The organism is Enterococcus avium ATCC 14025 (assembly GCF_000406965.1).
GTDB classification, from domain to species: domain Bacteria; phylum Bacillota; class Bacilli; order Lactobacillales; family Enterococcaceae; genus Enterococcus_A; species Enterococcus_A avium.
The window spans coordinates 29,094-51,111 of record NZ_KE136359.1 but is presented as its reverse complement, the minus strand read 5'-3'; the positions used below and the strand labels follow the sequence as shown (position 1 = coordinate 51,111).

Sequence of the window (22,018 nt, the reverse complement as noted above, 5' to 3'; positions counted from 1 at the left end):
CCTAACTTCTTCAAATATCTTTCTCTATTTTTTTGTGTCTGAAAACGATCTCCAAATATGCTCCATTCTGGAGTAGTAATATTCACAACAATTGTCTTTGTTGACTCATCTCGATAAAAAAAATTAGGACTTTTTTGAGTTATCGAATCATTTGTAAATACACTACTAAACCATTTAACAAATTTTTTCTTTTTGTTTTGAAAATGGATGATTTGAAAATGAATCGATAGAAATTCAAAGAGGGTATAAACGTCCATTAGTATTCCATTACACGATAATATCGACGAGTTTTTGCTGACTTTCCTGTTTTTTGTTCATAGATACGTAGTAGTAAGTCATAATAATGATTTAGCAACCATGGCTCAATAAATTTGATTAACTCATCAGCAAAATCTTCGATGTTGAAATTTTTCATATCAATTGTATTTGAAGCAGTTGAGTGTTGATCAATAAATTGTTTTACACGAAGATCTTGATTTCGAGTTTCTCTAGAATTCAAAACCACATTTACCTGAAAGTCATCACTTATCAATTCGAAAGGACCATGGAAGAATTCTGATGAATGGATAGCTTGTGCCTGAATCCATTGAATTTCTTCCAAAATGTAATTGCAAAAGCAACACGCTTCACCCCATAATCGCCCAGATGTAACCCACATTTGCATGCGGCTTGGATCTGAAGATTGTACTAAGTTAATAGCGGTTTCCTCATTTCTCGAAATTTCTGAAGCTACCTTTTCTCCTACTAACTCTAACTCCTTTTTGAATTCAGATAAAATGATATCATCATTCTCTGTAAAGCATAGAATGAACCAACCAAAAAGAACTAAATGTACATCTGTATCCACAGAACTAGTACGATAGCTTAAAATATTTAATTTATCTAACTCTGTCTCGTCATCACCAATAAATCCATAAATCATAACTTCAGGAATTTTTTCTTTCGCTTTCTTCAAAACATCAATTAGTTCTTCAGTAGCTCCAGTCTTTGTTCCCACGATCAGCAATGTATTTTCATCAATTTGATCAAAATATAACTCAGACAGTTCTTCTGGGCTGACAATTAAAAATGGAATATCAATTTTTTCAAAAAGCATTGGCCGCATATCAACAAACTTTGTATATGTTCCGCCAGAACCTATTAGGTAAAGTTTTGTAATATTTCTTTGTTGCAAATTTCTAGCAATTTTTTCTACATCATTAAACTGGGTTACAACCTTTTGGTAATCGTTCACAAAATTTTCTGATTTGAAATACATCAATTTACTCTCCTTTTTATACAGATAAAAATCCAAAAATAGCACCTAGAACACTAACAATTAAAATAGCTAGTAAGATATAAATTACTTTAACGTCTTTCTTTAACAGTCTGCAAAACAAGAAAGTAATCAGTAACGGTAATAGTGCAGGCATCATAGAATCTAGTAAGCCTTGAATAGTTTGAGCATCTTTCCCATTGGTTAGTTTTACAGGGATGTTAATGATTACCATTGACGCTACCATACCTCCAATAACGGTATTACCGAGAATATTTATCGCATACGTAATATTTTCCATTAAACCGCTAGACATTTTTTCTATAAATGTGACTCCAGCTTTATATCCCCATAATGTTCCAAAATATCTGACCAATACATTTGGGACATTAAACACTATTAAAAATAGAATAGGACCTAAAATACTACCTTGCTTTGCTAGTGAAATACCTATCCCACTTGCGATAATTCTTAAGCTTCCCCAGAAAATTGAATCACCTATACCTGAAATCGGTCCCATCAAACCAGCTTTCATCGCATTAATCGAACTTTCATCGAATGAAGGATCATTTGCTTTTCTCTCTTCCATTGAAGCAGCTACACCAGCAATAAATGGAGATGTCGCAGAAGTACAATTAAAGAATTCTAAATGTCTTTGCATTGCTGCTTTTTGATCATTAACGTCGGAATAAAGCTTTTGAATTACTCCACTCATTGAGTAAGAGAAGGCTAAACTCATCATACGTTCGTAGTTAAATGAGGCCTCCATCGGCATAGATCTCCAAAAAATTCCCATTAAATCTTTTTTAGTTAAGTTTTTAGAAGTCATCGTATTGCTCCTCTCCACCGTTGTTATTTTGTCCTTTGCTCTTTTCAATGGTATCCAAGATAATATACATAATTCCTGCAAAGATTGCTCCCACAATTGCTGTAGCAATCATATCCAATTGTAGATAAGCTGAACAAACAAATCCCAAGAAGAAAAAGGGTGCAACTTTTTTTGAAAAAGTCATATTAATTAACATTGCAAATCCGACCGCTGGTAAAATATTAGTAGCAATGTTCATACCATCAATAAAAGCTTGTGGAATCAAATCTAAAATCATATCAACAGTACTACTACCGATAACAAATGCAACTGTGGTTACGGTTGTCATCATAATAATTCTGGTAAATGATGCGATTAGATGCATATTTGCTGCTTGTTTAATTTTCCCCTGTTCAACTAATTTATCCGCTTTATGTGTCATCGCTGGAAAAATGATAACGTATAAAATATTTTTGATTGCTAATCCTAAAGCGGCTATTGGTAAAACGAGTGTTAATGCTACATCTACGCCATATCCATTTTTTAGAACAAGTGCTGTTGCTAAAATTCCTCCAATGATTTCATCTGGGGGAACTGTTGCACCTACCCCCATCAAACCTAAGAAAGCTAATTCTAAAGTAGCTCCCATGATCAATCCTTGTGTTATATCACCAAAAAGTAATCCTACAAAAAGACCTGTAACCAAGGGTCTACCAATAAATGAGGCTCCCAAAAAGTCTTGCATATTTGCAATCAAGGCAATTAAAAATATTCCAATCGTTTGTACAACCATAGAACTCATCTCCTTCTTTCTATTTCAAAAGTGATCTAAATTCAACATTCGCATCGTTTGGTGCTTGTTTTACTAAGACTTCTACTCCTGAACCAACTAATTCATTTAATTCCTTAATCTCAGTTTCTGTAACATAAACAGCTTTGGCAATGTTTTCAGTATTCTCTCTCTTAGCAGATAAACCTAAATTGACCTTATTAATCTCTGGGACAGCTTTAGTTAATCTATAAGCATCATGAACATTTTCGACTACGATAAACACACTATATTTATCTGTAACACCACTTTTTATTGCTTTAATTGAATCCTCTATACTTTTAAAAATAAGCTTCGTATCATTCGGTTTTGCTAAGTTTAACGTTTGTTTTCTAAACGAATCATTTACAACATCATCGTTTGCGATCAGTATTGCATTTGCTGATAGGTTCTTTGTCCATGCAAAAGCTACTTGTCCATGTAATAATCTGTAGTCAATTCTTGTCATTTTAATCATCTTTTTTAAAACCTCCTAAGTTTAAAAATCTTCATCTATTTGGGTTCCCAAATTATTTACATCGATTACTTCAGTTCCACTAGCCGAGTTAACGACGATTTCTTCCAATTGTTTTATCACCTCTTCTCTTTTTTCCTTGAATGATACTGATAACAATTCTAATACTAAAGCAAGATTCATTCCTGAAATCAGGAAATATTTCTCTTTTCCAATCATATACTCACTCACTGCACTATTTACGCTACCTCCCTTTAAATCGGTTATAAAAATCACCTCATTTGTTGCGAGACTAGAAACCAATTCTTCTAACTGATCACCTACACTTTTCCCTTCTTCAACATACGCTGCAATTGCATGAAGATTATCTTGTTTTCCCATGATAAACTCAGTGGTTTCCTTCATTCCAACGGATAAGTTGGAATGACTAGCTAAAACTATCTCCATTTTTGTCCTCCAGTTTTTATTTTTTTCTATCTTTCTTTATCTTAATAATATGTTGGAAAACGCTTTAAAACAATAAAAAAGAGACCAATTTTCAAAATAGGTCTCTTTTAGGAACCAATTAAGGAACCAATCATCTTGGTATTTCTATAGCTAAGTTTACCTTGTTGGAATCAAAAAATGATTGTGTATATTCAACGAGCTCATTTTGTTCTGTGTAACCTAAGTACTCTATACATAGGACATACTCACCAGCACGAGCACCAATTTTTTCTAAATTCATATTTTTCTCAACACGCCGAGCGAAAAACCTTTTTTTAAATATTATTGGTCGTTTATTTTTATATTCCATGTAGTCATAAAGAGAAAATTGACTAAAATCATAACGGTGTGCATCCTTAAATAATCTAAATGGAAAATATGCTTTTTGTATTGACACTGCTTCACTATCAGCCTCTCTTACTCGAATCAACTCAAAGAACTCAAAATAATCACCGAAAATAGTCATCAATTCAGGAGTATCATAGATAATCTTAAAGGATTCAACGAAACTAGAAGAAATCATACCTTTTACTTTTATGCCTTGACTTAAAGAAATAGGTGCCTCATCTCCGATATCAAACTTATTGGAATTATCTGTACCTAACAAAAAAGTACCCGCTCCCCTTTTTTTCATAAGAACACCCTCAGCAACTAATGAGTTGATTGCTTTTTTTATAGTCATCCTATTGTATCCAAGTAATTCTGATAACTCTCGCTCAGGCATTATTTTTTCACTAGGTTTAATATCTCCATCCTGTATCAAAGAAATTATTTCTTCTCGAGCTTTTTGATATAAAAATTTTCCCATGCAATCACCTACTATTCCTCAAAAATGAATGTCTCTGGACTTGAACTTTCTTCTTCATATCTGATTATTTTATTTTCGCGGTTCAATAAGTATTGTTTCTCAACTATTATTTGACCATCACCAATGATATGCAGTATTTCCGCCTCTTCATTCGTTGGCCAAGTTAATGAAAACTCCTTTTTAACTATTTTAACCTGTAGTAAATCATCTACTTCTTTTTCTAGGTTAACACATTCATTTGATTTAATATTTGAGTGGATACACGGAATAAGAGATTTTATAAATGCTATAGGACAATCATCTTTTTTTATTAGAAAACGCCGTTCTATTACCTTTCCTACTTGTATATTATCAAAAAGTACATTGTAAAAATTTTTCTCTTTATGAATAATTTCTTTATGTACCTCTGTATCATATGATGTGTTAGCCCTTTCCAAAGGAGTCTGATATACTCTGACTTTTTTATTAATCACCGTAATCCCCTATTCCTTTTTGTTTGTAAATATTTTATCATAGCTTAGGTTCAGCATTCCATCATACAAAATATTTAACTATTCAAGATCATAAATAAAAAAGACATCTTAGACCTCAAAAGTAGTTATTTGTAAAACCACTTTCGAAGTCAAGATGTCCATTTAGTTAAAAAAATTAAAGTGAAAATAATAAAATATAAATTGAATTTTTTACTCTTTACTAGTGATTGAGTCCTAGACCCGGATTATTCTTCTCGGTTCGCTCTTCAAGCATTTTTTGTAATTCAATAGTTAGCGATTTACTTTTTAAAGGAACACATTCACTGGGGTCGTCTATATACATTATCATGTTTGAGTCCGGGTCGAATTGTTTCCATTCAGGAAGATCTGATGTATTAGGGTGATGATTTCTAGCAAAGTTAGCCCAATACTTAGCCATTGTATTACTAACACGAACATCACTTTCTCCATAATTTATAAATTTACTACTAAGATTTTGAAAATGATATGCGTTTTCGCTAGCATGATAGGCACCAAAATAATAGGGTTCTTTACCAGGAGTCACTCTTTGGAAAATGTAATAGAAAGTTGGTGATAATCGATTCTCTACTAAACAAGAAGCAAAATATCTCATATTTGCAATTGTGTTGTCAGATCTGAATCGTCCAAGAGCATATGCAGGTGAATCATTTAAGTATGCTCCATATTTTTCATAGATAAATTTCTTATGATTAGGATATTTGGTAGTCACAGTACGCTCAAATCTCTCTTTTTCAACCATTTCGCGATCACCAAGTAAGATAAAAGCTTCATCTGCAGTACATCCAAGAATAATTGGAATATCATGAATGTTTCCTTTCAAAAAGGATTGCTCCAAGCGATCTGGAATTAATCGTCCATCAACATATGGACAAAACTCTGAGGCTTCATATTCATCAGGTTTACTCAATAATTGATCTACTGTGGCCGTAAAGAGATCTTCATCATCAATCCCTACACTGTCCAAATATTTTTTACAGCGTTTCTGTTCTTGCAACTCATCGATATCCCACTCATCATGATTGAACGGTGACCCACTCTGAGTGATAGCTGCATGAAATAATCCCTTAGCTTCTGGGCAAGTTAATAACACATTAATAGCAGAAGAACCTGCAGAAACACCGAATAAAGTAACATTATCGGGATTTCCTCCAAAAAACTCAATATTGGCTTTTATCCATCGCAATGTCGCTAGCATGTCTTCTAATCCAGCATTTGTACACTTCTCTGATTTCTCATGCAACTTTGGATGTGCCATGAACCCAAATATACCAACACGATAATTGAATGTTACTACTACAACATCTTGATTACGCGCGAAATTACTACCCTCGCATCCTTCAGAAGTTGAAGAACCATTCATATAGTGTCCACCGTACAACCATACCATTACTGGTAAGTTCTTTTTTTGTGAATTTTCTGGAGTGTACACATTTAAATATAAACAATCCTCACTGGGAGAAGTTCTTTTTTCTGGAGGATACATAGAACCTTCAGAGCTTCCTGGCAACTGCATCGGACTTGCCTTAAATTTAGTAGTATCGAGAATCCCTTCCCATGAATCATTTTCAAAAGGAGGAAGAAATCTTCTTTCACCTACTGGCGGCATTGCAAATGGAATTCCTAAGAATTTATTCACTCCATTTTCATTTATTCCCTGAACTTTTCCCTTTTTTGTATCAATAATTGGTCCGTTCATTAATAAGTAGTCCTTTCGTTTATTATTCTTTTCTTAAACATCCTCTTTCAACAAACCATTAATTAGTTTTGATAGCGTTGAATTTGCTGATTTACCGTTATCTTTTTTTATAATACTTTCTGATATGATAAAGGAACCCCCTACGGCCACAATCTTGGGATGTGATAAATAATCTAGATAATTCGTTTGATCAATTCCGCCAGTGGGCAAGAACTCGACATCATAATAGGGACCACTTAACGCTTCAATCGCATTAAGTCCGCCATAAATATTTGCTGGAAAAAATTTGACAGTTTTGATACCAAGTTCAACAGCTTCTTGAATATCTGAAGGCGTTGCAACTCCTGGGAATACAGGAATATTCATTTTCTGACAATAGTTAATTACTTCAGGTATTACTGCTGGAGAAACAATAAATTTAGCACCATTATCAATTGCTGCTTTAGCTTCTGACAATTTCCTCACAGTTCCCGCACCAACAAGTAATTTACCTGATTTTGATAAGTTTTTTATCGCTTCTATTGCTAAGCTACTTCGAAAAGTTATTTCGATTAAACGAACATCATTTTTTAATAACAGAGTTTCCAATTTAGTAAGATATTCTAAATTGGTAACAGTGTACAAGGGTAACAATTTTGTATTTTTTATTTCATCTAAAATAGAATTGTTAGACATGACTAATCCTTCTTCATTTTTTTATTTTTCATTATCGCTTCATTAAGTCCTTGCATATAAGTTAATCCCATGGCCCTATCGTATAGTCCATAACCAGGGCGTGCTATTTCTCCCCACACCGCTCTTCCATGGTCCGGTCTAACAACCCCATCAAAACCTACTTCAATTAAAGCTTTCATTAAATCATACATGTCTAATGAGCCTTCTGTACTTGGGTGAGCCGTTTCTTTAAACTTTTTATTTCCTAAATATTCTACATTTCTGAAATGAACAAAATTAATACGATGTCCAACTTTATGAATCATATCAACCAAATCATTTTTCGGATCAGCGCCTAAGGCTCCCGTGCAAAAAGTGATTCCATTGTATGGAGAATCAACACACTCAATAATTCTTTGCAAGTCAGTTAGATTTCTGGTAATTCTTGGGAAATCGAAAAGTTCCCAAGGTGGATCGTCGGGATGGATTCCCATCCTGACATCAGCCTCTTCACAAACAGGGATAATACGTTCAAGGAAATATTTCAGATTATCAAAAAGATTCTCTTCTGTTACTCCTTCATAAAGTTTCAAGAGATTAGTAAACTTATTCAGTCTTTCTTCTTCCCAACCAGATAACTTAAAACCTTTTGATTGACTATTAATCAAAGTATACATTTCACTTGGCTGCATATTTTCTACTACAGCTTGATCGTACATAAGTGTATTACTTCCATCTTCATTTTGAAAATTCAAGTCAGTTTTAGCCCAACCAAAAATTGGTTTAAAACTGTAGCAAACTAAATCTATTCCACATTTTCCTAAATTACGAATAGTTTGAATGTAGTTGTCAATATAATAATCTCGCTCTTCAGAACCTGCTTTAATTGAATCATGAATTGCCACACTTTCAATACCTAATAACTTAAGTCCTTCATTTTCAATTGAATTCTTTAAATCCTGAATCTCTTGAACTTGCCAAACATCCCCAGGCATCTTACCTAATAAAGTGCCGATTACACCGTCAATGGCTGGAATCTGTTTAATATTGCTAAGTGGTATAGTATCGCTTTGTCCATACCATCTAAAACTCCATTTCATGTAAAAATCCTCCTTTTTGATTCTATTACTTTGTACATATCTATGGATGTGCTAGCACAAATAATTGCTCAATGCTTGAACGGAACGCTCAGGTAATATTTTTTTTGAAATATCCTGGACATCCTTCACACATTTTTTCCCCATCTCCTCTAAACACTCTTTTGTATAAGCTGCAGTATGAGGAGTGAGTACGATATTATCAAACGAAAGATAAGGATGATTATTTCTACCAGGCTCTTCCTCTAGAACGTCTGTAGCAAATCCTGCAATTTTACCAGACTTTATACCCTGAATAATTGCAGTTTCCTTAACCAATGCCCCACGAGCACTATTTGATATATATACTCCATTCTTCATTTTCTCTATCGAAGCTTCATCAATCATATGATAATTTTCTTCAGTAAGATTGGCACAGAGACATATGATATCTGATGATCTCAGTAATTCTTCGAGATCAACTTTTTTTGCGCCATAAGATCCGATATATAAGTTTGATTTATATGGATCATATGCAAGTACTTCACAACGAAATCCATTTCGCAAAATTTCTACTACGCAGCTACCAGTATTACCTACACCAATAACCCCTACCTTCTTATTAAAAAGTGTTCTGCCCACAAACGATGCTCTTTCTTCCCAACAGTCGTTTTTAACTCCAGTTCCTGCCTCCATAGTTCGCCGTAATACTGTTAACAGATTCGAAACATTATTCTCTGCTACTGCATCTCTTTCAACTAATGCTGGAATAATTGTTACTACAGTTTCGTGTTCTTTCGCTGCGTTTAAATCAATGTTATTGTAGCCAATTCCGTGTCTTGAGATCAGTAGTAACTCATCTTTATTATCGAAGAACTCTTTTGTAAAAAATGGTGTAACACTGGAAATAATTATGTTAAACCCTTTCAATAATTCTGCTAACTCTAAGCCGCTAATTTCACTATTTACTTCAAATCGTTTGACTTTTCCAATTTTCTTTAAATCATCGATATGTTCTGGAAAAATTTTTCCAAAACTACTCGAATTTACAATCGCAATATTAAAATTCAATACAACTACCCTCATTCTTCATAGATATTCGACTTTAGCCATTTTTTGCTGAAAATTTTTTGACAACATCAAAAATATTATCTTTTGCAGTAGAGATTAGTCCCTCACTGTTAAAATCTTCAGAAATACTAATTTGATTATAAAGTTCAATAAACATTGGTAGGTTGAGTCCGCATACAATATCGATCTTCCTATTCTGAGATAATCTCAGCGCAGTATTACAAGGACTGCCTCCAAATAAATCAACTAGACAAACAATGTCTTTTGAAATTGTTGAAATTTCCTTTTCTACTTTTTCATAAAAGGTATCGCCCGAGTCTTCTGGTACCAATGAGACAGATGATACATCATCTAAATCTCCAATAATCATTTGAGCTGAGTTAAGTAAACTCGCTCCAAAATCTCCATGAGTTAAAACTAGAATATGTTTTTTCATTTTATCCTCCAATTACATCAATTTATTCATCATAACTAAATCCCAGTCCGTTTACTTCTTGAACTTCAGATACTACCACAAATGCTGAAGGATCAATTCTATAGACTATTTCTTGAAGTGTAATATACTGTTTGTTTGGTATTACAATCATAATGATATCTGTACACTCTTCTGAATAACCGCCTTTACCATTATAGATCGTACTACCACGCCCTAAATTATTTACTAACACTTCATTTATTTCTTTGTACATCTTACTGATTATAGTAATTTGTCTGGCAGAAGTAGCTCCTAATAACATTGTCTTGTTTATCATCACAGAACCAATCCAAACAGAAATTGTTCCTATTAAAGTTTGTTCAATTCCGTATATTAAAAAACCTAAGACAATCGTGAACATATCCGTAATAAAAACTAGCTTAGAGATAGAAAAACCAGAGTACTTATTAATAACCAGAGGGATAGTATCCATTCCACCAGTTGAGCCATCAACAAGAAAGACTATCCCTATTCCAACGCCCGTTAAAATCCCACCAAAGAGGGATGCAATAATTGGATCCGAAACAATAGTGTTTCCACCAGTATATGAGGTGACCAATGATAAGAAGAAAGGATATAGAGCAGTACTGATTGCAGTTTTCAACGCAAAATTTTTTCCTAGAAAAACAAAACCCATAGTAAATAAGAAAATATTCAACAATAAAACGGTTGTTGTTGCAGAAATATCTATGAATGGATTCAACAAAACTGCTACTCCTGCTACCCCTCCTGTAATTACGTTATTAGGTACGATAAAAAGTCCCGATCCTAATGAAAGAATAAAATTTCCTAAAACCAAGTGCACTATAGACTGAATATTACTGTTTACAAAAATCTGTTTTTTTATCATCTGTACCTCACTTAAGATTCATTTTTTTAGAATAACCCAATTAATGAACCCAATAGAGACAAAATGATAATAATTCCAATAACTAAGTTGTAGCTTTGGCCTTTTTTACTGAAGTACCAGTAAATTCCTGCAATCACTACAAGTGGAAGCATACCAGGTAATATTTGATCCAGTAATTCTTGGATAACAATTGGATCCGCATTTGCTAGTTTAATCTTTATTGGAATAGATAATTTAACGTAACTCGCAGATAACGCTCCCATCATTATCAGACCTAATATACTCGATCCTGTTATTACTTTATTGATCATCCCTGACCCTAATAAAGACTGAATTGAGTCCCTACCAACTTTATATCCAAATTTAAATAAGTTATAACCCAATGCCAGACTTATAATAGGAAATAGAAACGGGAAAATCCCACCTAATATGTTACCGGATTGTGCTAATGTGACGGCAATTGAAAAAATAATAGGTCGCAGTGTGCCCCAGATTATCGTATCCCCAATACCTGCCATTGGTCCCATAAGTCCTGTTTTTAAACCAGAAAACATTTCATCTGGAAGATCAGCACCGCTTGCTCTCTCTTCTTCTAATGAACAAATGACCCCCAAAATCAGACCGGCAAAAGTCCCTTCGGAATTGAAAAACTGCAAATGTCGTCTTAATGCAGCCTTATATTCCTCTTTATCATCCTTATATAGCTCTCGCAATGAAGGTAGCATACTGACACAGAAAGAAAGTGCTTGTAATCGTTCATATGAATTACTTAATTCAGCAGTGAATATCCACCAGAAGTATGTCTTTTTTAATGATTTTTTCGAAAGGGATAATCGTTTCGCATTATCATTATCTACAACATTATTTTCCATATTAAGCTCCCTCACTTTCCATTTTCTTCGTACTAACTACTAAAATCGCAATACATAAACCGAATACTGCAGTAGCCATTGTATTTAGCCCTAAGTAAACTACTGCAAAATAACCAATTATAAAATATGGGAGAATAGATTTTTTCCCTATTGTGTAGACTACTATTGCAAAACCAAGAGCTGGTAATAACCCACCTGCAACTTCTAAGCCATGCATTATCCATTCTGGTAAAAAATTCATTATGTTGTTTACAACATCCGAACCGAAAAGTGTCACTAGAAATACAATTGGAAATCTTAAGATAAATCCTTGAATTATAGGGTAAATCACACCTTCTCGAAAAATACCTCTATCCTTACCTTCTTCAGCAAAGGAATCTGCTCTATGAATAAACATTGCATTCATAGTTCGACGAATTTGATCAATAAAAACACCTAAAACTCCAAAGGGTACTGCTAGAACAACTGCTTGCTCTGCTGTAAGTCCAGTTTTTAAAGCAATTGGAATTGCAATTACTGAAGCGAGTGTTGGATCTGATGGTAAGTTCCCTCCAGGCATAATCATTCCTAAATAAACGAGTTGAATTGTTCCACCCAACATTAATCCCGTTTTTAAATCTCCTGAGACTAATCCAAATATCATGCCGATAAACAAGGGCTGTCCTGGTACATCATAGAACCAGTAACCAATTTTACAGTGCCCGATAAAGTATAATAATCCTGCTGTTAGAGCCATTCCAAAATTTGAATCCATTATGAGGTTTTCTCCTTTCTATTTCATCTTCGACAAAGCTGCATCCAATTCTACTTTAGGTTCGGTTGGTAAAACATGTAAGTACACATGAGTTCCTTTTGCTTGAACCTCTTTTAATAGTTCTGCATCTGTTTGATCAAGTGAGATTTGATTCAATACGTTAGTTCTACCAGGACCACCACCCAATCCACCAATTTGTAATTCAACTATTGGAAATCCTAAACGTTGAGCTTCATAAATATCCTTAACCGTTTTAAAAAGGATCAATAATTTTTCGGATCCAAATTGATTTTCTTCCCATTGTTTAACTGATTCTTCGATTGAAGTGACTTCAACCTTTATTCCTGGTGGTGCTGCCATTGTATAAATGTTTGCTAAAAAACTATCCTTTGCTAACTCATTATTAATAATTACAATTTTTTCAGCATTGCATTCCTTGAGCCATTTAGTAATTACTTGCCCATGAATTAACCGAAAATCCGCTCTAATTAAATTGATTTTTCCCATAGCACTTTCTTCCTTTCGTTTCTAAATAATGTACCAACTTAATTGTGATAAAAAATTGATTTCACATCCTCCCCGTAGCTCTTTATCAATATCAAAAATCTTGTACACTTTTAATAATGCAATTACTATGCCAATATTATTGTGTTAAAAAGAAACATGATGAAATCAACCTTTGATTCCACCATGTTTCTTTTTTTTTGACTTTAAATCTCAAAACGATTTACTGTGTCATTTTGTGTCAAAAATATCCATCAAAAATCCCATTTCACAATTTGGAATTTCCAACATATAATTATTTTCAATTACCTTTATTCCAGCTTTCAAAACAGAATAGAGCTCTTCATCCTCCTGAATTCGATTTTCTATTTCAGGATAATTTATTGATTCTGTACGTAATACTCTTTCGATCATACTGGCGCAGTGGAGGACGAACAGTATCAGATAACGACTTTGATTGTCCCCCATCTCAATTTCATTTTTAACATACTCAAATGAATCGAGTAGAATATTTAGCGTCTTTTGTGGATTTAAAAATGTCAGTGACTCATTTAAGATTTTCATTAATCCATTTTCATTACTAAATTCAATTAGATTCTCCTCATCGTTATTAGAATAATAGCTACTTATTAAATCTCTCAACTGTAACAAGCCATTCTCTAACAGAATCTTTTCAGAAGGAATAAATGGAACCTGAGCTACATTAAGATTATCAATACCAACTATAGCCAATATTTTTTTATTTTTGAAATCTCCAATACGGAAATCTTGATTGTTTGTTGGAAATAACTCGATATTATATTTCGCTATCATAGAAACCGAATTTCTTAAAAAATTTGCTAATGCAATTGCGGCACCTTGGCCAGTTAAACAGGTGGTGATAATTACTTCTTTTGACTCAATACTAGTTTTTCTCTTCTTTACTTTCTGGTTAAAATGCGAATACATGATCTCTTTTACTTCTGAGTATATTTCATCAAGTTCATAATCAATTATTAAAGTTTTTCGTAAGGCTTCTAAAACAAAAGGAGTGGACAAAAAGTCAATAGTTCTTGTTGGAACTCCCGTCTTTTCTGTATAGAGCTCTCCAAATGAGTTTAGAGAACCCATATCCGTCATTATCAATATACCTTTACCCTCGTTAATTTCATCTGCGGTTTTTTCAAATTCCGCATAAAATTCATCTACTCGTTTCTCAAGTTGCATGTCCAATGCATGTGTATGCTCTGTTTCTAAAAGAGAGTTAGCCACTTTTGCTGTGTTTTTTGCAATGCCACTTCCATGTGCCATTAAAAGAAGTCCTACTCTTTTTTTATCTTTCTTTAAGCTATTTTGTTCATCCATTGCCAAAAATAAAGTAAATAAGTATGTTTCTTGAGGAGAAAAATCAATTCCTAGCTCGTACTCTAAATGATTTTTCACTATTTGAGCCACTTTCAATTCTTCTTCATACCTTTTTTTCAATTCATCAATATCTATATTTAGAGTTGAATGTCCAGTCGATTGATTTATTATAGAATTCACATGCATTGCAAATGCAACATATGTACGCTTAGAAAATCGCTTATTTAATTTTCTCTCTGCAATTTTTAAAACAACATTCACCTCATAATACACACTGGGCTCAATTATTTTAAAAATATTCTCATTCTCAGTTCGATTATATGGTGACGAAGGATATTCTTCTAAAATGCTTTGTTCTAACTCTTTTTTTATAGTATTTAAGCTCGCATCCTTATCAACACGTTTATACCACATCTGACTATTTAAAAGAGTATCCGGCGTTGATGAACCATCGAAAATGAATTCTCCTTCTAAACTATTAATTAAATAGTCTATTTCTCGATTTTTATCCGCATTTAGAATTCCTTCTAAAATATAACTTGGTAAAGCTTTTTTTGATACAGTAATTTTTTCGTTATGAGAAGTAATCGAATCCAGATAACTTCTTGCACATATTAAATTAATATCAGCTTTCAACTGGCCAACATTACCAATACATTGGTAGCCTAATAAAGATTTGATGACTCCTTTTTTTACAATAATGGGTTTCTGAATCTTGTCGTATTCTAAATTGAAAAAAATACTAATCAATTCTAGCCTTTCATCTATCCCTCTATTATTAATATTAGGCAAATCTATAGCCATTGGAATTCTTCGTAGAAATGTAGCCAATAAAACTGACTCTATTGGTTCTGTGGTCGCTCCAATAATTAATACTTTTGAAAAATGATAATTGTCATTATCTCCTAATCTTCTGTACTTTCCAGTATCAATTAAGTGAAAAAGCATTTCCTGACCTTCAGCGGGTAACCTATGAATTTCATCTAAAAAAAGTATACCTCCATTAGCTTTGGACACCAGACCATGTTGATCACTTTCTGCCCCAGTAAAAGCTCCTTTTCTATATCCGAATAACGTAGACAGTAAGAGTTGTGGATTTTCAGAATACTCGGAACAATTAAAAATTATGAATGGAGCATCTTCGTTCAAGATCCCATGAGATTTAGCAAATTTGTACATTAAGTTTGCGAACATAGTTTTACCAGTTCCTGTTTCTCCAGAAAGAATGGTGTTAAGACCATGTGGAGGATATATCATAGCAGCACTTGCTTTTTCTATAGCTAATTTCAAACTCCCAGAATGCCCTACTATTCTCTCAAATACATTTAATGTTGGTTCTTTTTTACAAAATTCACTAAGATTCTCTACATTAGTTTTGTTAATATTCACACCAAAAATCTCTTTTATCTTATCAATAGGAAAATACTTTACAGGTCTTCCATCAATTTTTATTAATTTACCTTCTTTTACAAGTTTATTTAGTTCTTTACTACAATTAGTACGATCGATATTAATTGCTTCAGATATTTCAGTAGTTCCGATTCCATTAAAACCATTTTTTATCTCAGCATATCCAATATGACTAACACAACGCTCTAAAAAATTATATACCTTATCTTTTCTATACATAGCTTTCCCTCCTCATTTTTATTAGAGTGTTTCAAAATAGTATGATTCATTAGTTGAATATCCATGTAAATAATTAACGATGGAAATAGAATCCTTGTGAAAACGATAGCACATTTATAAATTGTCTTCAATGACGATTATGTATAGTAAACTGCATATTCAACTTTCATATTATAAAAAAAAGTGTTCCTTTTCGAACAAACGAAAGAAACACTTTACTATAATTTGGACTATTTGCTATTAATAGAAATCTGAAAAAATTACCTTGGTCTCTTATTGACTTCAGAACTGTCCTTTTTTTCATTTATTGCTTTATCTAGTAATGATGGATTCGTAAAGCACTCAATAATTGTTTGACTCATTGCTTTTGCCGATCTTTCGATAGCGATATGACTAATTGGACTAATAGCTAGTTGTTCATACTCTGGTGTATGAAGTGAGACTCTAGTAGGATTCAAACTAAAATAAGGATTAGTTGTTGGCATCAACTGGCTAACATTACCAAAGTCTGTAGAACCAAAATCATCAGGAAAATCGGGAAGTAACTTCTCACCCATTTCCTCAAAGGATTCACGGCAAATATTACCTAAAGTCTCACTAAAAGTTCGTGCTGCATATCCTTTTTGTTCTTCTATAGTTACGTCACATCCGGTTGCCAAAGAAGCTGCTTCAATACAATTCTTGACACGATTAATCAAACTTGCCATTTCATTTTCCTCTAAACACCTAATACTAAACTCTATTTTTGTATTATCTGGTATCATATTAGTTGCTACACCACCTTCAGAAATGTAGCCTGAAAGTCTTACATCTGAAGTAACCTGTTGCCTAAGAAATCCTATAGCATTAAAGAATAAATTTGCGGCATCTAATGCATTTATTCCTTTAAATGGTTGACTTGCAGCATGAGCAGATTTTCCTTTATATTGAATAGAAAAGGAATGTGTTGTTGTACACCGTCCAGCAATTCGAGTAGTCCCAGAAGTTGGATGTACCATAATTGCTGCATCTACGCCGGTAAAACCGCCATTATCTATTATTTTTATTTTTCCACCGCCGCCTTCTTCTGCCGGAGTTCCAATTAATGAAACTTTTCCTTCAATGCCATGCTTGTCCATGGTAATTTTTGTAGCTAGATAAGCACCTAATGCAGCCGTACAAATTATATTGTGTCCACAAGCATGACCGATTTTGGGTAGAGCATCATACTCAGCACAAATGGCAAAATGATATTTAGGATTACCTACTGTATGGGTTGAGATAAAGGAAGTATCAATTCCACAAAATCTTTCTTTTACTACACACCCTTCTTTCTTTAAGTAACCTGTCAACTTACTAACAGCTTTATATTCTTCATAACAGAGTTCTGGGTTTTGATGTATGAATTCACTAATACTTATCAAATTTTCTTTATGCTTATTCACTGTGCTATATATTGTTTTCTTTATTCCTGTGTCCATTTTGTCCTCCTAGAATAATCCTACTAGTGCTCCTAAAAGAGACACTGCTAATACGCCTAATAGAATTGTTGTATACTTCACATTTTTCTTTTTTATTAAGTAATATAGTAAGAAAACAGCGACAAATGGTAGTAAACCTGGCAAAATTTGATCAACATATGATTGTATTGCAGTGGATTCACCATTTACTATCAGTTTAGGTTTAAGCTCCAACTTTACATACTGTGAAGAAAGTATTCCCATCATAAACATTCCTAATATACTAGATGCTGTAATAAATTGGTTGATTCTACCGTCTTTTAGAACCTGTAAAATACTTTTACGTCCGAACTTATAGCCTAACTGAAATAGGTAGTAACTTATTGTTGATGTAATTAGACTACTAACCACAAATGGTCCCATCCCTGCAATCCAACTACCTGCAGAAGCAAGAGGTAAAAATAAGCCGATTATGATTGGTCTTATTGTTCCCCAGTCAACTGTATCTCCAATTCCTGCTAAAGGACCCATAAATCCAGTTTTTAGACCTGTAATCATATCATCAGAGATCTCTTCACCTTTGGCACGCTCTTCTTCCATTGCAATTACAATACCAGGTATCAAACTTCCCCAAATACCTTCTGTATTGAAAAAAGTCAGATGCCTTTTAAGAGCACTACTCAATTCAGAATCCTCTTTGTATAACTTCTTAAGTATCGGCGCTATACAGGCAACAAATGATAAACTTTGTAATCGTTCAAATGAATTAGATAACTCACATGTTCCTAACCACATCATCCACGAACGTCGGATATCTTTTTTTGACAATAAATGTTTAGTATCTACAATTTTTTCAGCCATTAAATACTCCCCGTTTCTTCTGATGTTTTGTTATTAGTAAATGTTATATGCATAAATGCCATAAAAATTCCTAATAAGGCAAAGGCGATTGTGTTTACTTGTTGGGCATACTGGAATAAGAAAAATCCTAGTATAAAATAAGGCAATATCCCTTTTTTACCAATAACAGAAATTGTTATCGCAAATCCTAAGGCTGGTAAAATCCCGCCTGCAACTTGTAAACCAGTCATTATCCAATCGGGAACGAAATCCATAAAATTTTGTACAGCAGTTGGTCCTAAATAAATGGCAATCGTTACTGGAATGATGTAGATAGGAATAAGAGCTAAAGTTGGATATAAAAAATGGGCTCTTATAACGCCATTTGCATTTGCATTTTCGGCATACTTATCAGCCATATGAACCCATGCAGCATTTACTGTTCGTCTAATGTAATCAAGTAAAACCCCAAGTAACCCAACTGGAACTGCTAATGTTACTGCTACTTCTGGAGAAAGATTACTTTGAATTGCAATTGGCAATGCAATAAATGTGGCTAGTACTTGATCTGTCGGGATATTTCCACCAGGTTGAATGACACCCATGTAAATAGCTTGAATCGCTGCACCAATAATCATTGCCTGAGGAACATCTCCTAACACAATTCCGATTAGTAGCGCACCGAAAAGTGGAATGTTCTTTGGCCAAGTGTATAAAATACCCATACGACAAAAACAGAAAAGAACACCTAATATAATTGCTTGTGCTACACTCATTTTTTAACCTCCTAAAATTTGTTTTTAATATCTTCTAATTTCACTTCTCTTTCTTCAGGTACTGTTTGAAGATAAATATCAGTACCATCCTGTTGCAACTTAATCAATTCATCAAACTCATCTTTTGTCAAAGTGATATTTTTAAAAACTACTGTTCTGTCTGGTCCGCCACCGATACCACCAATTTGAAGTCGTTCAAATTTTATACCAGTTGTCATTGCCTTTAAAACCATAGGGATACTTTTGAATAGAATTATTGAATTATTTAAACCGCGATCACTTAAAAACTCAGGTATTTCATCAATTGATTTCACAATTAGTGTTACACCACTAGGTGCAGCCATTTGAAAAACTTCGATCATGAAATCATCATTTGCCAATGCATCATCAAAAATGATTACTTCTTTCGCATTTGTTTGTCCAATCCATCGTGTGACCACCTGGCCGTGTAATAAACGGCTATCTACCCTAACTAATCCAGCTTTTATCATAAAAGTTCCTCCTTTTGATACCGATTTCATTTTTATTTTTTTTCACATTCGTGTTATACTAATAGCACGAAATAAAAATATTTTTAAAAACGAGATCGATAATTCGATATATTTTTATTATATAGAATTTTTTTGATTTGTAAATACGTTTTATAAAAATATTTCGATAATTGGAGGTTATTATGAGTTATTTAGAGAATACTATTCAAGCTAGTTACCCTACACTAACGAAAAAAGAAGGGAGAATTGCAGATTACTTGTTGAATCATACAGACGAAGCAAAATCTAAAACAATTTCTGAAATTGCTGAAATATGTGAAGTAGCTGAATCAACAGTTTTTTTATTCTCAAAAAAAATCGGGCTTTCAGGTTTTAAAGAACTTACAGTCCTATTATCTAACAGCTCTAAAAAAAATGTTTTTGAAGGAATCTACGAAGAAGACGGCATTCAAGCCATTACAAAAAAAGTAGTCGATTCAGCAATTTCCTCAATTACTAAATCGGCCACTTTGATTGATTTTGAACAATTACCTGAAGCTGTATCATTATTAACGAGTTCAAAAAGAACAGTTCTATTTTCTTTAGGAGGTTCATCACCTGTAGCATTGGATGCATTTCATAAATTTTTACGTTCACCTTTAGAAGTTGATTATATTAACGATTACCATATGCAACTACTTATGGCCGGTAGAATGTCTAAATCTGATTGTGCCATTATTATTTCTCACAGTGGAGAGAACTCAGATATATTAAGAATTACAAATTTGCTAAAGGAAAATGAAGTTCCAATCATTGTGATATCAAGTTTTACAAACACTACTTTGGCTAAGGCAGCGGATCATCTGTTTATAGCACCTTCAGAGGAACTAAAATATAAAAACTCAGGAATATATACTAGAAGATTTTCACAATCATTAATCATAGATATTCTATTCACTCTAGTTATTACTATGAGTAATGAGGATCCAACACCTAGTCTTGAAAAAATTCATAATGCTATCAATTTAACAAAATAGTTGTGGCAGATATACAAGTGTACTTTTAATAAAAATAATATTTTGGCTATTGAAGTACTTATTTTGCGTACTGACTAAGAGGGTTATTTTCATGATAGTTTTATTCTTTGAGGAACACTGAATTTGAAACTTCAATAAGTTAATGGATTTCACAAAGTTTGTCAATTAAACTGTGGAAGTTAAATAGTTAAGAGTTTCTAACAAACAAAATTTTATTGACTATTTTTGAAATCAGACAAATTTTGTTTGGACACGTAGTTGAATAAACCTACCGTTGTTACGGAAGGTAAATCGCATACTTTTCAATTCTAGAGGAGAAGGTCTCGTTGATCATTAACTGATTAAGCACCATAGCCCAGTTTTGAATTCGACCACCTGACCACTTCGCGTGTAATTCTTTCGTGCGTAAATAAAGTAGTTTTAGGAGTGCATTCTCATTAGAGAACGCTCCTTTTTTTGTGACTTTTCTGAAGCTGGAGTGATCACTTTCAACCGCATTGGTAGTGTACATAATTTTTTGAATGGCACTACCATAATCAAATAGTTGTTCAACATGTGCAAAGTTCCGTTTCCAGACATCTACAGCACCAGAATAATGAGACCACCGATTTTGAAAACTGTCAAAAGCAGCATGTGCAGCGTTTAGAGAAGAAGCACCGTAGAACTTTTTCATATCTCGGCAGACTTCCTTATAGTCCTTACTTGGAATATAGCGCAATGCATTTCGAACAAGATGAACAATACAGCGCTGAACAATTACCGATGGAAAGATCGCTTTTGCGCCTTCTTCGAGGCCAGAAACACCGTCCATCGAAATGAAAAAGACATCTTCGACACCACGCGCTTTCAGTTTATCAAAATCAAAGACATATATCTTCGACGGTTGTTACGATATCACGTTGACTCATTCCTCGTGCATACATGGAAAGAACCTTCCCTTCAATGTCGGAGACATCTCGTTTTCTCTTAGGAATTAACTCTGGATCAAAGGAAGCCTCTCGGTCTCTAGGAACATCAATAGCCACTTCACCAAAAATGGTTTTAAGCGTTTTATTCCATAGCCATTTCGACGATTATCGTGTTCCTTAGGCTCTTTAGAATGGGCATCATAACCTAAATGGTTATTCAATTCTCCTTGAAGCATTTTTTCAAAAAGGGGCCCAAACACATCTTTCAAAGCATCTTACATGTCATCGACAGATTCAGGTTGATAGGCATTCAGAATGGATTCAGCTAACTTTTCGGCATCAGGATTTCTTTTCTTTCTAGCCATCGTGTAATCACCTCTTGATCTTATTTTAGAAAAAGAAAAACCGCGAAGCAACCACCTGCCTAGGATTAATGGTTACTTTCACGGTTTATATTACACTCTCGAT

The 22,018-nt window shown here is 33.6% G+C and carries 22 protein-coding genes and 2 pseudogenes; 1 reads left to right on the top strand and 23 read right to left on the bottom strand.

The features are described 5' to 3' along the window. The 22 genes and pseudogenes from OMU_RS23555 to OMU_RS06915 form a co-directional block, all read right to left on the bottom strand. Positions 1-257, bottom strand: a pseudogene (locus OMU_RS23555) (hypothetical protein); the annotation flags it as partial. Continuing rightward, a complete protein-coding gene (locus tag OMU_RS07015) occupies positions 257-1,258 on the bottom strand; it encodes a hypothetical protein (protein WP_016179132.1) in 1,002 nt (333 codons plus the stop codon). The gene OMU_RS07015 and the pseudogene OMU_RS23555, both read right to left, overlap by 1 nt. Before the next feature lie 16 nt (positions 1,259-1,274). Then, the gene (locus OMU_RS07010; RefSeq protein ID WP_016179131.1) at positions 1,275-2,084 is read right to left on the bottom strand and encodes a PTS system mannose/fructose/sorbose family transporter subunit IID; all 810 of its coding nucleotides are present in this window, start codon (positions 2,082-2,084) and stop codon (positions 1,275-1,277) included. Further along, a complete protein-coding gene (locus tag OMU_RS07005) occupies positions 2,074-2,856 on the bottom strand; it encodes a PTS mannose/fructose/sorbose/N-acetylgalactosamine transporter subunit IIC (protein ID WP_016179257.1) in 783 nt (260 codons plus the stop codon). The genes OMU_RS07010 and OMU_RS07005 overlap by 11 nt, the downstream gene beginning before the upstream one ends. Positions 2,857-2,875: 19 nt before the next feature. Further along, on the bottom strand, positions 2,876-3,349 hold the full coding sequence (locus tag OMU_RS07000) for a PTS sugar transporter subunit IIB (protein ID WP_016179129.1): 474 nt from the start codon (positions 3,347-3,349) through the stop codon (positions 2,876-2,878). A gap of 21 nt (positions 3,350-3,370) precedes the next feature. After that, positions 3,371-3,793, bottom strand: a complete 423-nt coding sequence (locus OMU_RS06995) for a PTS sugar transporter subunit IIA (RefSeq protein WP_016179256.1) — start codon at positions 3,791-3,793, stop codon at positions 3,371-3,373. A 130-nt stretch (positions 3,794-3,923) separates the two neighbouring features. After that, the gene (locus OMU_RS06990) at positions 3,924-4,640 is read right to left on the bottom strand and encodes a GntR family transcriptional regulator (protein ID WP_016179255.1); all 717 of its coding nucleotides are present in this window, start codon (positions 4,638-4,640) and stop codon (positions 3,924-3,926) included. A gap of 11 nt (positions 4,641-4,651) precedes the next feature. Then, positions 4,652-5,113: a hypothetical protein gene (locus tag OMU_RS06985; RefSeq protein WP_016179254.1), complete on the bottom strand. Its 462-nt coding sequence runs from the start codon at positions 5,111-5,113 to the stop codon at positions 4,652-4,654. A 220-nt stretch (positions 5,114-5,333) separates the two neighbouring features. Beyond that, positions 5,334-6,851 (bottom strand): carboxylesterase/lipase family protein, encoded by a 1,518-nt coding sequence (locus tag OMU_RS06980; protein WP_016179253.1) that lies wholly within the window; start codon positions 6,849-6,851, stop codon positions 5,334-5,336. A 33-nt stretch (positions 6,852-6,884) separates the two neighbouring features. Continuing rightward, entirely contained in the window at positions 6,885-7,526 is a 642-nt protein-coding gene (locus OMU_RS06975; protein WP_016179252.1) for a bifunctional 4-hydroxy-2-oxoglutarate aldolase/2-dehydro-3-deoxy-phosphogluconate aldolase, read from the bottom strand. Between the two features lie 2 nt (positions 7,527-7,528). Continuing rightward, entirely contained in the window at positions 7,529-8,605 is a 1,077-nt protein-coding gene (locus tag OMU_RS06970) for a mannonate dehydratase (protein ID WP_016179251.1), read from the bottom strand. A 51-nt stretch (positions 8,606-8,656) separates the two neighbouring features. Next, positions 8,657-9,667, bottom strand: a complete 1,011-nt coding sequence (locus OMU_RS06965) for a D-isomer specific 2-hydroxyacid dehydrogenase family protein (RefSeq protein ID WP_034876939.1) — start codon at positions 9,665-9,667, stop codon at positions 8,657-8,659. Positions 9,668-9,686: 19 nt separating this feature from the next. Further along, positions 9,687-10,088 carry a PTS sugar transporter subunit IIA gene (locus tag OMU_RS06960; RefSeq protein WP_016179249.1) on the bottom strand — a complete coding sequence of 134 codons (402 nt, stop codon included), beginning with the start codon at positions 10,086-10,088 and terminating at the stop codon, positions 9,687-9,689. 22 nt (positions 10,089-10,110) lie between these two features. After that, a complete protein-coding gene (locus OMU_RS06955) occupies positions 10,111-10,977 on the bottom strand; it encodes a YitT family protein (RefSeq protein WP_016179248.1) in 867 nt (288 codons plus the stop codon). 26 nt (positions 10,978-11,003) lie between these two features. Further along, positions 11,004-11,849, bottom strand: a complete 846-nt coding sequence (locus OMU_RS06950; RefSeq protein ID WP_016179247.1) for a PTS system mannose/fructose/sorbose family transporter subunit IID — start codon at positions 11,847-11,849, stop codon at positions 11,004-11,006. 1 nt (position 11,850) lies between these two features. Beyond that, positions 11,851-12,603 carry a PTS mannose/fructose/sorbose/N-acetylgalactosamine transporter subunit IIC gene (locus tag OMU_RS06945; RefSeq protein ID WP_016179246.1) on the bottom strand — a complete coding sequence of 251 codons (753 nt, stop codon included), beginning with the start codon at positions 12,601-12,603 and terminating at the stop codon, positions 11,851-11,853. 18 nt (positions 12,604-12,621) lie between these two features. Further along, positions 12,622-13,110, bottom strand: a complete 489-nt coding sequence (locus tag OMU_RS06940; protein ID WP_016179245.1) for a PTS sugar transporter subunit IIB — start codon at positions 13,108-13,110, stop codon at positions 12,622-12,624. A 228-nt stretch (positions 13,111-13,338) separates the two neighbouring features. Further along, on the bottom strand, positions 13,339-16,080 hold the full coding sequence (locus OMU_RS06935; protein ID WP_016179244.1) for a sigma-54-dependent transcriptional regulator: 2,742 nt from the start codon (positions 16,078-16,080) through the stop codon (positions 13,339-13,341). Positions 16,081-16,340: 260 nt separating this feature from the next. Next, positions 16,341-17,540: a M20 family metallopeptidase gene (locus tag OMU_RS06930; RefSeq protein ID WP_016179243.1), complete on the bottom strand. Its 1,200-nt coding sequence runs from the start codon at positions 17,538-17,540 to the stop codon at positions 16,341-16,343. A 9-nt stretch (positions 17,541-17,549) separates the two neighbouring features. Continuing rightward, the gene (locus tag OMU_RS06925) at positions 17,550-18,380 is read right to left on the bottom strand and encodes a PTS system mannose/fructose/sorbose family transporter subunit IID (RefSeq protein ID WP_016179242.1); all 831 of its coding nucleotides are present in this window, start codon (positions 18,378-18,380) and stop codon (positions 17,550-17,552) included. Further along, positions 18,380-19,135, bottom strand: coding sequence for a PTS mannose/fructose/sorbose/N-acetylgalactosamine transporter subunit IIC (locus OMU_RS06920; RefSeq protein WP_016179241.1), 756 nt, complete (start codon positions 19,133-19,135; stop codon positions 18,380-18,382). Before OMU_RS06920 ends, OMU_RS06925 begins: the two co-directional genes overlap by 1 nt. Before the next feature lie 11 nt (positions 19,136-19,146). Further along, the gene (locus OMU_RS06915) at positions 19,147-19,626 is read right to left on the bottom strand and encodes a PTS sugar transporter subunit IIB (protein ID WP_016179240.1); all 480 of its coding nucleotides are present in this window, start codon (positions 19,624-19,626) and stop codon (positions 19,147-19,149) included. A 182-nt stretch (positions 19,627-19,808) separates the two neighbouring features. Between OMU_RS06915 and OMU_RS06910 the strand changes: the two genes are divergently transcribed. Continuing rightward, on the top strand, positions 19,809-20,642 hold the full coding sequence (locus tag OMU_RS06910) for a MurR/RpiR family transcriptional regulator (protein WP_016179239.1): 834 nt from the start codon (positions 19,809-19,811) through the stop codon (positions 20,640-20,642). A gap of 277 nt (positions 20,643-20,919) precedes the next feature. On the opposite strand, the pseudogene OMU_RS06905 reads toward OMU_RS06910, so the two are convergent. Beyond that, positions 20,920-21,915: pseudogene (locus tag OMU_RS06905) on the bottom strand (IS256 family transposase). Positions 21,916-22,018 lie beyond the last annotated feature (103 nt).